Source organism: Acinetobacter sp. LT1, assembly GCF_059800965.1.
Genome location: NZ_JBBAXE010000021.1, coordinates 54,774 through 68,543, shown reverse-complemented (window position 1 = coordinate 68,543; position 13,770 = coordinate 54,774). Strand labels below are relative to the sequence as shown.

The 13,770-nt window shown below is 38.5% G+C and carries 13 protein-coding genes; 7 read left to right on the top strand and 6 right to left on the bottom strand.

Features of this window, described 5'->3' with window-relative positions:
- The first annotated feature begins 327 nt into the window (after window positions 1–327).
- On the top strand, window positions 328–771 hold the full coding sequence (locus WBW42_RS16975) for an RDD family protein (RefSeq protein WP_005073782.1): 444 nt from the start codon (window positions 328–330) through the stop codon (window positions 769–771).
- 60 nt (window positions 772–831) lie between these two features.
- On the opposite strand, the gene WBW42_RS16970 is transcribed toward WBW42_RS16975, so the two are convergent.
- Window positions 832–2,007: a benzoate/H(+) symporter BenE family transporter gene (locus tag WBW42_RS16970; RefSeq protein ID WP_032055778.1), complete on the bottom strand. Its 1,176-nt coding sequence runs from the start codon at window positions 2,005–2,007 to the stop codon at window positions 832–834.
- Window positions 2,008–2,193: 186 nt separating this feature from the next.
- On the opposite strand from WBW42_RS16970, the gene WBW42_RS16965 reads away from it, so the two are divergent.
- A complete protein-coding gene (locus WBW42_RS16965; protein WP_002115169.1) occupies window positions 2,194–2,667 on the top strand; it encodes an Lrp/AsnC family transcriptional regulator in 474 nt (157 codons plus the stop codon).
- A 50-nt stretch (window positions 2,668–2,717) separates the two neighbouring features.
- Here WBW42_RS16965 and leuE read toward each other — a convergent pair whose 3' ends face one another.
- The 3 genes from leuE to aceR form a co-directional block, all read right to left on the bottom strand.
- Window positions 2,718–3,368, bottom strand: a complete 651-nt coding sequence (gene leuE, locus WBW42_RS16960) for a leucine efflux protein LeuE (RefSeq protein ID WP_032055779.1) — start codon at window positions 3,366–3,368, stop codon at window positions 2,718–2,720.
- Window positions 3,369–3,441: 73 nt separating this feature from the next.
- Entirely contained in the window at window positions 3,442–4,431 is a 990-nt protein-coding gene (gene tal, locus WBW42_RS16955) for a transaldolase (protein WP_017387331.1), read from the bottom strand.
- A gap of 130 nt (window positions 4,432–4,561) precedes the next feature.
- Window positions 4,562–5,455, bottom strand: coding sequence for an HTH-type transcriptional regulator AceR (aceR, locus tag WBW42_RS16950; RefSeq protein WP_005073797.1), 894 nt, complete (start codon window positions 5,453–5,455; stop codon window positions 4,562–4,564).
- Window positions 5,456–5,545: 90 nt separating this feature from the next.
- Here aceR and aceI point away from each other — a divergent pair, with 90 nt between their 5' ends.
- Window positions 5,546–5,980 (top strand): chlorhexidine efflux PACE transporter AceI, encoded by a 435-nt coding sequence (gene aceI, locus WBW42_RS16945; protein WP_032055780.1) that lies wholly within the window; start codon window positions 5,546–5,548, stop codon window positions 5,978–5,980.
- Window positions 5,981–6,044: 64 nt separating this feature from the next.
- Here aceI and WBW42_RS16940 read toward each other — a convergent pair whose 3' ends face one another.
- Window positions 6,045–7,613, bottom strand: a complete 1,569-nt coding sequence (locus WBW42_RS16940) for an acetyl-CoA C-acetyltransferase (RefSeq protein ID WP_032055781.1) — start codon at window positions 7,611–7,613, stop codon at window positions 6,045–6,047.
- A 235-nt stretch (window positions 7,614–7,848) separates the two neighbouring features.
- Between WBW42_RS16940 and WBW42_RS16935 the strand changes: the two genes are divergently transcribed.
- The 3 genes from WBW42_RS16935 to WBW42_RS16925 all read left to right on the top strand — a co-directional run bounded on the left by WBW42_RS16935 (window position 7,849) and on the right by WBW42_RS16925 (window position 11,500).
- Window positions 7,849–9,240 carry a 3-oxoacyl-ACP reductase gene (locus WBW42_RS16935; protein WP_019767650.1) on the top strand — a complete coding sequence of 464 codons (1,392 nt, stop codon included), beginning with the start codon at window positions 7,849–7,851 and terminating at the stop codon, window positions 9,238–9,240.
- A 74-nt stretch (window positions 9,241–9,314) separates the two neighbouring features.
- The gene (locus WBW42_RS16930) at window positions 9,315–10,169 is read left to right on the top strand and encodes a MaoC family dehydratase (protein WP_032055783.1); all 855 of its coding nucleotides are present in this window, start codon (window positions 9,315–9,317) and stop codon (window positions 10,167–10,169) included.
- Between the two features lie 71 nt (window positions 10,170–10,240).
- Window positions 10,241–11,500 (top strand): serine hydrolase domain-containing protein, encoded by a 1,260-nt coding sequence (locus WBW42_RS16925; protein WP_032063421.1) that lies wholly within the window; start codon window positions 10,241–10,243, stop codon window positions 11,498–11,500.
- Window positions 11,501–11,546: 46 nt separating this feature from the next.
- On the opposite strand, the gene WBW42_RS16920 is transcribed toward WBW42_RS16925, so the two are convergent.
- Window positions 11,547–12,125: a TetR family transcriptional regulator gene (locus tag WBW42_RS16920; RefSeq protein WP_016145712.1), complete on the bottom strand. Its 579-nt coding sequence runs from the start codon at window positions 12,123–12,125 to the stop codon at window positions 11,547–11,549.
- A gap of 124 nt (window positions 12,126–12,249) precedes the next feature.
- Here WBW42_RS16920 and amvA point away from each other — a divergent pair, with 124 nt between their 5' ends.
- Entirely contained in the window at window positions 12,250–13,728 is a 1,479-nt protein-coding gene (amvA, locus tag WBW42_RS16915) for a multidrug efflux MFS transporter AmvA (protein WP_032055787.1), read from the top strand.
- Window positions 13,729–13,770 lie beyond the last annotated feature (42 nt).

Sequence of the window (13,770 nt, the reverse complement as noted above, 5' to 3'; positions counted from 1 at the left end):
GATGAGTTTTACTATGACCAGCTACCACAACAAAATAAGGTAGCTTAACTAGAGCAGAGTATCACTTATAAATAAGCTTTTAGTTGTTCAAACATGTGGGACCACCTCTAACTGACATAAAAAAATGTCAGTTTTTAAAAGATTAAATTAAGTTTTTGTAGAGATATGTGGTTAATGATGTTTTTTGATCAAAATAATTACAATAAAATATAAAAGTAAGAAATTTAAAATTTATTTAAGTATTTAAAAATAAAAAAGTTTCAATTAGGATAAAAGTAAAGTAGTAAGACCATTTTAGCTATTAAACAATAACAAAGTGAGGTAGGCATGACTTATAAGTATGAGTATGCAGGGTTCTGGTTAAGATTTGGCGCAATGATTATTGATAGTCTTATTCTTTGTTTAGCAATTATTCCAGCCGCATGGATTTTTTATCGGGGAGATTACGACTTAGTATTTGCTACAGGCTTAAGTAGTCAGCCACAAAACTATTGGTTTGACCTGATTGTGAACTACGCATTTCCTTTTTTATATTCAGTTTTATGTTGGTTGTATTTTGCAGGTACACCTGGCAAACGTTTGATGCGCTTAAAAGTTTTAGATGAAAAAACAGGTAATAAGCTCACAGTCATGCAAAGTATTATTCGATATATTGGCTATATTCCATCAATTTTAGTATTTGGTATTGGTCTTTTTTGGGTGGCATTTGACGCTAAAAAACAAGGCTGGCACGACAAAATGGCAAAAACAGTCGTAGTAAGAGAGTTATAAGAAACTATACTAAAAAGCGTTCATAGCATTGAAAATAGGGAGCTATGAACGCTTTTTTTATTAGCTTTTTTTGGATTTAAATTTGAGAACAACAAATACAATAATTCCGACCACCAATCCCCAAAATGCTGAGCCGATTCCGAAGAATTGAATACCCGAAGCGCTACATAAAAAGGTAAATAATGCAGCTTCACGCTCTTCAATTTGAGCAAAAGCAATCGCAATGTTGTGGCTGATCGTACCAAGTAATGCAATACCCGCTAAAGCTACAATAAAAATATGAGGGAAAGACATCAATAAACTTGTGAGTGTTGCAGCAAACAAACCCATTAAGATGTAGAAAAAACCGCAGCTTATACCTGCAATATAGCGTTTGCTTGGGTCAGGATGAACTTGGTCGTCTAAGCTTACGGCAGCACTAATCGCAGCAATATTGACGCTATAACAGCCAAACGGAGCAAGCACAACTTGGGTTAAACCTGTCCAGCCAATGAGTTGATTCACGTGTGGTTTGTAGCCATAACTTTTGATCATGGCAATACCCGGTAAATATTGAGAAGCCATACTAATCACAAACAGTGGCAGTGCTAAGCCCAAAAGTGCTGACCAGCTAAAGTCAGGACTAATCCAAACAGGTTTTGCTAAAGACCACTGAACTGTAGGCATATGAAATTCTAAAAAGACAGGGCATAGGGCAATACCTGCAATTACGGTAAATACAATGCTATAACGCGGCCATAATCTTTTTGTAATGACATAAATGCTAAGTAAGGACAAAACAAATGCCCAATCATTTTGTAAACTTGCGAAAAGCGAAATACCAAATTTGAGTAGCACGCCTGCCAGCATGGCACTTGTTAAACTTTGAGGGATGTATGACAGCGCTTTTTGAAAAATACCTGAAAAGCCTAAAATAGCTGTTAGTAAACCACCAACTAAAAAAGCACCAATCGCTTCATTCAAACTATATCCACTACCTGTTGCCATAATTAAAGCAAGACCAGCGGTTGACCACGCCGTTGCTACAGGATATTTAAATTTCCAAGAAAGAATGAGTCCTGATAAACCAATACCCAAACCCAAAGCCCAAAACCATGAAGTGATTTGTTCAGGTGAAGCATCTAAAGCTTGAGCCGCCTGAATCACTAAAACGGCCGAAACACTAATACCAATAAGAAAGGTAATAAAACCAGCAAAAACTGCCGGAATTGAAAAATCTTGAAGAATTTTTTGCATGATACGTATTCTAAACCCAAGAAAAATTAATAGGCTTCTGCCATTGCTTCCAGTTGGGGTGAATTTAACAATTTTTTTTACGAAGGTGCTTTCTATTTTTAGATTAAAAAATAAATAATGTTTTTAAATTATTAAATAATGCTATTATTTATTTCATAAATAACAATGAATCAAGAATATTATTTTATGGATGAGAAAGCTGAAAATTTAACTCCACTAGAACTGAAAATTATGCGTGCCTTACAGGAAAATGGGCGTTTAAGTAATGCTGAATTGGCAAAACTAGTAGGTATTAGTACATCATCTTGTTGGAATCATACTCAGCGTCTTTTTAAGATTGGAGCAATCTTGGATGTTCGTGCTCGGATCAATCCCAATACGGTTCAACGTGGTACTGTGGTGTTAGTCGGTGTAGTTTTGGATCGTTCAACCCCTGACAGCTTTCAAGCATTTGAACAAGCTTCGGGTGATTTGGAAAATGTTTTAGAGTGTTATCTGGTGGCCGGAGAAGTCGATTATTTTCTAAAAATTCGTGTTAAAGATTTAGCAGCGTTTAACCGATTTCATAGTGAAAAGATTATTGCTTTACCTGGGGTAAGACAAGTCAGAACTTTTTTTGTACTTAATGAAGTTAAAACAGATGGCATGCTGGACTTTTAGCAGTTCATATGTTTTAACTTTCTAATGCAAAAGTTATTAGATTAAAATAATTAAATCGTTGAGGTTGCTAGTTTTAAACCAAATCCGAAAAATAGAATTCCGACTAAAAAGATTCCGCTTGCTGCAATTTTATGGTTCTCTTTAAAAAATGCCGAGAGTTTAATTCCAGAGAAGATTAATGCAGTTAAATAACTAAAGCTAATGATCTGTAAAATAATTGCTAAAATTAAAAAGCTCAGAGCAGGATAAGCATAATCTGGTTCAACAAATTGAACAAAGAAAGAGAGGAAAAATAAAATCGCTTTAGGATTGAGTAAACTAATACTGAGTGCTGTTTTATAAGGATGAATTTTATCTAAAGCAGGTAAATCAGCCATTTCTGGTTGAGTTTGATTACGTTGTTTCCAGCGTTGAATACTGCCTTGTAATAGTTTAAAGCCTAAATAAGATAAATAAAGTGCACCTGTTAATTTAAGAATGACAAATATCCATGGGAATGCCTTAAGTAGAGAAGCAGCACCCAGTACGGTACAGAGCATTAAAATAAGGTCACCAGTGAAAATACCGAATGCACCCATATATCCGGTTTTAATCCCGTAGCGTGAAGCAATTGACATCACATAAAGAGAATTGGGTCCTGGCAATAACACAATTAGGAATGTACCAATAATATATGTTGTTAAATCTGTTATGCCGAACACGAGAAACCCAATAAAAAACCGATTTTTGTCATGATAACAAAAATCGGCAATTTTGTATGAAAAGTGCAGTTTTTTAAGATTTTATTTCCGCATCAATTCCAAAAGACTGACGTAACAAAAGGCTTAATTGATCTCGTGCTTTAATAAAGCCATCAACACCACCTTGTAAAAGCTGGAATGCCATTAAGTCATGGTTAAGTTCATCTTTAAAACTTTGCTCATCTTGAGCTGGTCTAACAATCGCTTCTGCTTGTTTTGCTTGAGATGCATCAAGTGCCGCATCGACTGTACGGGTATCTTGCTCAAGCTGGGTAAGTAAGCTTGGCGAGATGGTTAGTAAATCACATCCAGCTAAACCAAGCACTTGATCAATACTACGGAAGCTCGCACCCATCACTTGAGTTGGAATGTTTTGCTGTTTGTAGTAAGTGTAGATTTTCTTAACTGAAACTACGCCTGGGTCTTTTTCGATTGGGTAAGCATCTACACCTTCAGCCTTTTTGTACCAGTCTAAGATACGGCCGACAAATGGTGAGATTAAAGTCACTTTAGCATCTGCACATGCTTGCGCTTGGTGTAAACCGAAAAGCAGAGTCAGGTTACAAGCGATCCCTTCAGCTTCAAGTACCTTAGCAGCTTGAATGCCTTCCCAAGTCGACGCGATTTTAATCAGAATACGTGACTGATCAATACCATAACCTTTGTAAAGTTCACATAATTCATGCGCTTTTTTAATGGTTGCTTCGGTGTCATATGAGAGAGCAGCATCAACTTCTGTAGAAACACGGCCTTCAATGAGTTTCAAAATTTCTACGCCAAATTTTACGGTTAAAATATCAATGGTTCTTTCGATTAACTCATCGTTGCTATAGCCTTCTTCTTTGGCTTGATAATAAGCATCTTCAATCAGCTCTTTGCTTTCTGGTTGTTCTGCTGCTGCCGTAATCAATGAAGGGTTAGTCGTTGCGTCTAATGGACGGAATTTACGAATTGCATCAAGGTCACTACTGTCGGCAACAACGGTCGTTAATGTTTTTAATTGGTCAAGTGCTGTATGAGTCATTGATATTCAACATCTTCGGTAATAAATCTTATCTTTTCTTTATAGCACAAAGTCTATTCATGCTGTCGATATATCAATTGTTATATTTCAAAGAAAAACGTTTAGGTTCTGCATCTAATTTGAAATATTTTTAAGGTAGTGGTTGCATTCGTTGCTTGCGGATATGTTCAATCAAAAATCTAGCAGCGGCACCAAGCTCACTTTCTCGACTCCATACCAAGTCGACATAATATTCAAATCGGGGAGTGAAATCTAATAAATCCAATACTTTAAGTTTATTTTTTAATTCAGGATTTTCTTTAAACATTTCTTGAGGAAGTACACCCCAACCCAAATTGCGCAAGATCATTAAACAAGCGGAGTGGTGGTTATCGGTGCGCCAATAATGTTTCGAAAAAAGTAATTCTGGTTTTAACGTCTCATCTCGGCTTGCAACTACAATTTGTCGTGTAGTGAGGATCTGCTCATAAGAAACCTGATTTTGGCTTGCTAGAGGATGGCTGTTTGAAATAACTGGAATTAGAGCTTCCTGCTTGAGCTCTACGAATTGTTCTCTGTTATCTAGGTGCTCGCGTTCAAACATCAGTGCAAGTTGGGCAGACCCGTCTAATAACATTTGCAGAGCATCTTCTTGAGGGGCAGAGACAATATTAATTTGTAGGTCTGGAAAACGGCTCTCTAGAAGACAAATATAGTCTGTCCAATTGGTGTGTAAAAGTTCAGACACAATCACAATAGTTAAATTAGCTTCTAACCCTGTACTTAAGGCGTGGGCATGCTGTTTCCATTGATTCATCTCAATCAAAAGCTGAGAGGTCTTTTCATATAAAACCCGTGCTTCGTCAGTAGGGACGGGTTCGCGGCCTTTACGGTCAAATAAAGTTAAGTCTAGATCAATCTCTAAGTTGGCAATAGACATGCTTACAGCCGAAGGAACTTTGCCAAGTTTACGAGCTGCTGCAGAAAAAGAGCCGGTCTCAATCACGGCTTGAAACATGAGTAGTTGTTCTTGATTAATATTCATCTGTCAAAAAAACTGAAAGAACCTGATTAGATTAATCAATATTATAAAAATAAAATGCACATTATCCAAGTTATTATTGAGTATTTAAAAATGTTGATTTCCAAGAGAAGGCTCATTCATGCAATCAGTTATGAAGGAATTTTATTGGTCATCATTGCGATTGCATTAAGTTTTATTTTTGATATGCCAATGGACGTAACCGGTACACTCGGTGTGTTTATGGCAGTGGTTTCAGTTTTCTGGAACATGATTTTTAACCACTATTTTGAAAAAGTAGAGCATAAATATAATTGGGAAAGAACGATCGCTGTGCGGATTTTACATGCGATTGGTTTTGAAGGTGGTTTGCTGATTGCAACTGTACCAATGATTGCATATATGCTTCAGATGAGTGTCATTGATGCACTTATTTTAGATATTGGTTTAACCTTATGTATTTTGGTTTATACCTTTATTTTCCAGTGGTGCTATGACCATATTGAAGATAAATTTTTCCCAGATGCCAAAGCTGCATCACTTCATTAAGCTAATCTATTGAAATGAAATAAGCACCCAAATGGGTGCTTATTTTGTTAGGTCGTTATAGAAATTATTTTTCTACAATCGCAACCACACCTTCACCACCTGCTGTACAGATCGAGATTAATGCGCGGCCTGAACCTTTTTGATTAATCAATTTAGCAGCAGTTGCTAAGATACGACCACCAGTTGCAGCAAATGGATGGCCTGCACCTAAAGATGAACCATTTACGTTCAGTTTAGAACGGTCAATTGAACCCAAAGGTGCATCTAAACCAAGACGCTCTTTACAGAATTTTTCATCTTCCCAAGCTTTCAAAGTAGATAACACTTGAGATGCGAATGCTTCATGGATTTCATAGAAATCGAAGTCTTGAAGTTTAAGGTTTGCACGCTTAAGCATGCGAGGCACCGCATAAGCAGGGGCCATTAACAAACCTTCTTTAGGACCGTTCTTACCAATAAAGTCAACAGCTGCTGTTTCAGAGAAAGAAAGGTATGCTAAAACTTCATGACCGTTTTCTTTTGCCCATTCTTCAGAAGCAAGCAATACCACAGAAGCACCATCAGTCAACGGAGTTGAGTTACCCGCTGTCATTGTTGCAGTTTCGCCTTTACCGAAAACTGGCTTCAATTTAGCAAGTTTTTCAACTGTGCTGTCTGCACGTAAGTTGTTGTCACGGTTAAGACCTAAGAAAGGAGTCATTAAGTCATCAAAGAAACCACGCTCATAAGCAGCAGCAAGTTTTTGATGGCTGCTTGCAGCTAGCTCGTCTTGTGCTTCGCGAGTGATACCCCATTCTAAAGCAGTGATTGCTTGGTGCTCACCCATTGAAAGGCCAGTACGCGGTTCACCGTTGCTTGGTGCATCAAGAAGCTTTTTAAAATCAATTTTTGTTAAAGCTTTAAGGCGGTCTTTACCTGTTTTAGCTACATTGAGCTCAAGTAAAACTTTACGTAAACCATCACCCACAGCGATAGGAGCGTCAGAAGTTGTATCTACGCCACCTGCAATACCTACATCGATTTGACCAAGCGCAATTTTGTTTGCAACAACAAAAGCTGCTTGTAAACCTGTACCACAAGCAATTTGAATGTCATAAGCAGGAGTTTCAGGAGCAAGATCTGTGCTCAATACAACTTCGCGAGTCATATTAAAGTCACGGCTGTGTTTTAAAACAGCACCAGCAACGACTTCACCAATACGCTTACCTTGTAAGTTAAAGCGCTCAACCAAACCATTCAATGCTGCTGTCAGCATGTCAGAATTAGACGCTTTAAAATAAGCAGTATTTGAACGTGCAAATGGAATACGGTTGCCACCAATAATTGCAACGCGGCGAACAGTGTTTTGGCTCATGGTTTTATCCTGTTGAACAGAAGTTTTGGTTTTTGTTGCTTTTGGTGCTGCAGCTACATTTGAAGATGTAGAAGTAGTTGCTGTAGCCGCGCTCTTGGTGCGAGGGCTACGTGCAGGTGCAGTCGTTGAACGAGTACGTGTCGTTTTTGATGTATTAGTTGCTGCTTTAGGAGTAGTGCTGTTACGCTTAGCCGTGTTAGAAGCCGACTTTGATGTATTTGACACTTTTTCCTGAGCAGAATTTTCGACTGCTGGATTTTCTTGAGTTGGTTTGCTCATAAGGCTTTTCCAAGCATAATAACGATATTCTTGTAAGCTACCTTAACACAATTCAAATAGACCTGTATTGACTAGAATGACATTGTAGATAGCATTCAGGTCAAGACATCCAAAGATGAAGTCAAGTATGATTTGGAGTAACTCTAATGAACGACTGCTTTCATATTGTTTCTATCCATCTCATAACATAATGAAGCCTGTCGTAGAAAATTCATTTCTTTGAGAGATAATAATCATGACTGATCAATACCAAGCATTTACACAATCTCCTATTGGTAAATTCGTTGTTAAAAATCTGGGTTTACCATCGCCAGTTGTATTAGAGCGTTTTGAAAGTGCTCAGCCAGTAGTGAATGGTGCAGTATTGGTTGGCGCAGCGCCGTCAAGTGTATTGTCTGGTGCGATTGCACAAGTACTTAGCAATGTTCATGCAGATAGCTATGTAGGCAATAACGTTGCTTTGCAACAAGAAGCTGCAAAAGTTGGTTTAAATTTACGTCCATTCAATGCAGGCGATAAAGAATCAAAATTCAAAGCAGTTGTATTTGATGCATCTGGTATTCAAAACTCAGAACAGTTAAATGAACTTTATAAATTCTTTAACCCGATTGCACGTCAAGTTGCGACTTCTGGTCGAGTGATTGTGATTGGTACAACTCCTGAAACTGCAAAAACTGTAAAACAGGCGATTGCTCAGCGTGCACTTGAAGGCTTTATCAAATCTGTAGGTAAAGAATTTAAAAAGGGTATTACTGCTCAAGTTGTATATGTAGACGAAGGTGCTGCTGCAAACCTTGAATCAACATTACGTTTCTTACTTTCTCCACGTTCAGCTTATGTATCTGGTCAAGTGATTCGTGTATCTAAAGCAGATGTAGTTGATGTTGATTGGGCAAAACCACTTGCTGGAAAAACTGCGTTAGTAACTGGTGCAAGCCGTGGTATTGGTGAGGCGATTGCACATGTGTTGGCGCGTGACGGTGCGCATGTTATTTGTCTAGATGTACCACAACAACAGGCTGACCTTGACCGTGTAGCGGCTGATATTGGCGGTTCTACATTGGCAATTGACATTACAGCTGCGGATGCGGGCGAAAAAATTAAAACTGCTGCTGCAAAACAAGGCGGTTTAGATATTATCGTTCATAACGCAGGTATTACACGTGACAAAACTTTGGCAAACATGAAGCCAGAGCTTTGGGATTTGGTAATTAATATTAACTTGTCTGCTGCTGAACGCGTAAATGACTACTTGTTAGAAAACGATGGTCTAAATGCAAATGGCCGTATTGTTTGTGTATCATCAATTAGTGGTATTGCGGGTAATCTTGGTCAAACAAACTATGCTGCGTCGAAAGCAGGTGTGATTGGTCTAGTGAAATTTACTGCGCCTATCTTAAAAAATGGTATTACCATTAACGCAGTAGCACCCGGCTTTATCGAAACTCAAATGACTGCGGCAATTCCATTTGCAATTCGTGAAGCTGGTCGCCGTATGAACTCAATGCAACAAGGTGGTTTACCTGTTGATGTAGCAGAAACAATTGCATGGTTTGCATCAACTGCTTCTACAGGGGTAAATGGCAACGTTGTGCGTGTATGTGGTCAAAGCTTGTTGGGCGCTTAAGCACTTTTAGCTAAATAGGGGTGCTTGTGCATCCCTTTTTTATTCAAGAATCTATAAATTATAAAAGGTTAGGTATGAATACTCGTCATTTTAGCCAGCTACCAAAAGCGGCATTGGCTTATCCAAAAGTAGTGCAAGGTTTAATTTTTAAAAAGCCGAAAGGCCCAAAAATATTACCGCAAGTTGAATATGTGGTAGATACCCTAGAAATTGATCAGAACCACCTCAAAGCTTATAACGAAGTATGTGGCTTTCAAAATAATGGCTTTGTACCAGCAATTTATTTAGCGGTGCTTTCTCAAAGTTTGCAAATGCACATGATGACGGCAGAAGCATTCCCATTTCCAATTTTAGGTTTAGTCCATATTCGTAACCAGATTAAACAGACCAGACCAATTGCTGTGACTGAAAAATTAACTTTGTCATGTAAATTTGGGGAACTAAAACCGCATGATAAAGGTGCTCAGTTCGACTTTATTACCACGGCAAAAGTTGGCAATGAAGTGGTGATGGAAGGCTTAACGACTTATTTATCTCGCCAAAAAGTTGAGAAAAGAGTAGGTGAGAAAGTCAAAGAAGAACAAGCACCAGCTTATGTTCCAAAGGCAGAGTGGAATATTTTAGAAAACACAGGCCGCCGTTATGCGAAAGTGTCTGGTGATTTTAACTTAATTCATATTCATGCCATCACTGCAAAAGCATTTGGCTTTAAGCAAGCCATTGCGCATGGTATGTGGAGCAAAGCTAAAGCATTAGCAAACCTTGAATTACCAAATGCTTATGAAGCAGATGTATGGTTTAAGCTACCAATGTTCTTACCGTCAAAAGTTGAGTTTTTAACTGCAAATGCAGATAAAAAGACTGATTTCTTGATTCGTAATGCCAAATCACAAAAACCACATGTTGCAGGAACTGTAAAAGCATTATAAAAATATCAGCAGCCTGAACAGAGGTTTGGGCTGCTTTTGAGCAAAATAACAAAAAATGCAAGGAACTTCATGTGATTAAAGAAATTTTACTGGCCGATACCCATAACTATCACGGTATTTTAGATGAACGTTTTATTGATTTAGCTCACCAGTTTAGCCGTCTTCAAGATGCTAGAACAGGACAAGGTGGAGCTGCTTTAGCGGTTTATTTTAGAGGTCAGAAAGTTGTAGATATCTACACCGGTCTAAAATCACAAACTGAAGCTTGGCAACCTGACACATTGGCAGTCTGCTATTCTACAGGTAAGGGCATACTTGCAACTTTAGCGCATATTTTAGTAAGTGAAGGTTTTTTAGAATACGACAAACCAATTTCGACTTATTGGCCTGAGTTTGCTCAAAATGGAAAAGAGCAAATGACATTGCGTCATGTGCTCAGCCATCAAAGCGGCATGTTTGATGTGCGAAATATCATCGAAAGTGCGCGAGAAATGCTCGACTGGTCACATATGTTAGATGTGGTCGCGGCGACTAAGCCAAGATTTCTTGCAGGAGAGGGTAATGCTTATCAAGCTTTAACATTTGGTTGGCTTGTGGGTGGTGTACTTGAAAAAGCAACTGGTCAATCTTTAGATCAGCTCATGCAAAAATATCTTGTTGAACCGTTGCAGTTAGACGGTGCTTATTTTGGGACGCCTGAAAATGAGTTGGATCGTGTAGCACGTTTAATTATTCAACCAAAACCAAAAAAACCAGCGTCTACTCAAGTTGAAAAACCTAAAAAGCCACAGACGCGCAAGAGTTCACTCTCTGAAAAAATGATTACGTGGACTGGACAAGACCCTCAAGACTTTCAAGATGCCATGATTCCAAAAGGAATGAAACATCTTAGTTTCTTTAGTGACGAGGGGTTGCAAGCAGTCATTCCAGCAGCAAACGGCACATTTACTGCAAATAGTCTTGCTAAAATTTATGCGATGCTAGCAAATCAAGGTGAATGGGATGGACAGCAACTTATTCGCCCAGAAGTATTTAAAGAACTTAGTACTATTCAAAGTTATGCACGTGATCGTGTCATGCCAATACCGATGAATTGGCGCTTAGGATATCACCGTATTATTACCATGGGCAAACGTGCAAAAAATGGTTTTGGGCATATTGGTTACAATGGTTCAGGAGCGTGGTGCGATCCTGAGCGTGATCTTAGCTTTGCCTATACCCATAACTTCCAGATTGGTTCAATTACAGGCGATTATCGTTTGTGGGGGCTGACCCAAGAAGCCTTACGTTGCATCGACCAAATTTTAAAAGGTCGTAAAGGCTGGTTCTAATTTTAGTATTTTAAAGCTGGCATTCTAATCAATGCCAGCTCAACATTTATAATAATTCTAGGCGAATAATCGCTTCGGTATGGCGCTTGAAGTCTTCTTCAGCTAAACCATGTAAACCAAGTTTATAAATACCTTCTAAGCCGCAAACAAAGGCAATGAGTCGCCATGCAATGTCTGTGGAATTTGATCTGTTTTTAAATTCACCTTCTTTTTGGCCACACTCAATCGCTTGCACAATTGTTTCATGCCAACTTTGCATGGCAAGGTTATAAGCCTTTTGTATTTCTGCATCTTGCTCAATCAATAGTTCAGCTTCATTCCATAAACGTAAGTAGGGCTGAAGTTTGTCGATATTTTCTGCACCCAATAGGATGAAGAGTCTTTGAAATTGGCTGGTTGTTTGGAGAGTTTGTTCAATTTCATCGAGCTGTTCCATCAGCTTTAAAAAAGCTTCAGCTTTTAAATGAGATGCCGAAGAAAAGTGGTGGTGAACTTGTCCGGTAGAGGTTTGTGCTTCTGTTGCGATTCTACGTACCGTCATGGCTGTAAAACCTTCAGCCAAAGCAACTTGCATGGCAGCTTGCAGAATCATTTCTCTGCGTTGATCGCGATTAAGATAGGCCATGTTTTTTCATCTGAATCAATTTGACATAAATTACATTAAAACTAAAAGTTGGACAAGTGTCCAATTGTGTATATAATAACCATAATTTGAACACATGTCCAAGTTTTGGATATTGAAGAGCGTTATGCAAAAAAAATGGTTAATCCTGACAATTATCGTCCTTATTTATTTACCGGTTACGATTGATGCAACGGTGATGCATGTTGCAACACCATCTTTAAGTGCAGCATTGAATTTAACTGCCAATCAGCTTTTATGGGTTATTGATATTTATTCACTGATTATGGCGGGTTTGATTTTGCCAATGGGTGCACTCGGTGATCGTATCGGCTTTAAAAAATTATTATTTATAGGAACCGCAGTTTTTGGTGTGGGTTCGTTAGCTGCGGCTTTTTCTCCAACTGCCTATGCCTTAATTGCTTCTCGTGCTGTCTTAGGGCTAGGGGCAGCTATGCTTATTCCTGCCACTTTATCCGGCATCCGTAATGCCTTTACCGAAGAAAAGCAGAGAAATTTTGCACTTGGTCTTTGGTCTACAGTGGGTGGTGGCGGAGCAGCTTTTGGTCCATTGGTTGGTGGATTTGTACTAGAACACTTCCATTGGGGAGCTGTATTCCTTATCAATATCCCGATTATTTTAGTGGTTCTGGTTATGATTGTAATGATCATTCCTAAACAACAAGAGAAGACTGATCAGCCAATTAATTTAGGACAAGCTTTAATCTTGGTTGTAGCCATTTTAAGCCTGATCTATTCAATCAAATCGGCAATGTATAACTTCTCGGTACTTACAGTCGTGATGTTTGTAATTGGTATAAGTACTTTAATCCACTTCATTCGAAGCCAAAAAAGAGCTACGACGCCAATGATTGATTTGGGATTGTTTAAACATCCAGTGATTTCTACCAGCATTGTCATGGCTGTTGTTTCCATGATTGCTTTGGTTGGCTTTGAATTACTTTTGTCTCAAGAGTTGCAGTTTGTACATGGTTTTTCTCCATTACAGGCAGCAATGTTTATTATTCCATTCATGATCGCGATTAGTTTAGGTGGTCCATTAGCTGGAATTTGTTTAAATAAATGGGGGCTTAGACTTGTATCTACTGTTGGTATTTTAATAAGTGGATTTAGTCTATGGGGGCTTGCCCAGCTCAACTTTTCAACCGACCACTTTTTAGCATGGACATGTATGGTCTTTTTAGGCTTTAGCATTGAAATTGCCTTACTGGCTTCAACTGCCGCCATTATGTCATCTGTACCTCCGCAAAAGGCGAGTGCAGCAGGTGCGATTGAAGGCATGGCCTATGAACTTGGGGCTGGTTTGGGCGTTGCTATATTTGGGTTAATGTTATCTTGGTTTTATAGTCGTTCAATTATTTTGCCAGAACAGCTTCCAACGGACTTAATTGAAAAAGCGAGTATCTCGATTGGAGAAACCATGCAATTAGCATCTAACCTTGAAAATCCTTTGGGAGGACAATTAATTGCAGTTGCACAGCAAGCTTTTAGCTATGCGCATAGTTGGGTGCTTACCATTTCAGCTATTTGTTTCTTCCTTTTAACTGTATTTGTCTGGTTGAGTTTTCCAAAGAAAGTAAATTAAAATTAAAGGATAAAAAGAGACACTACCTTTCTTTTTATCCTT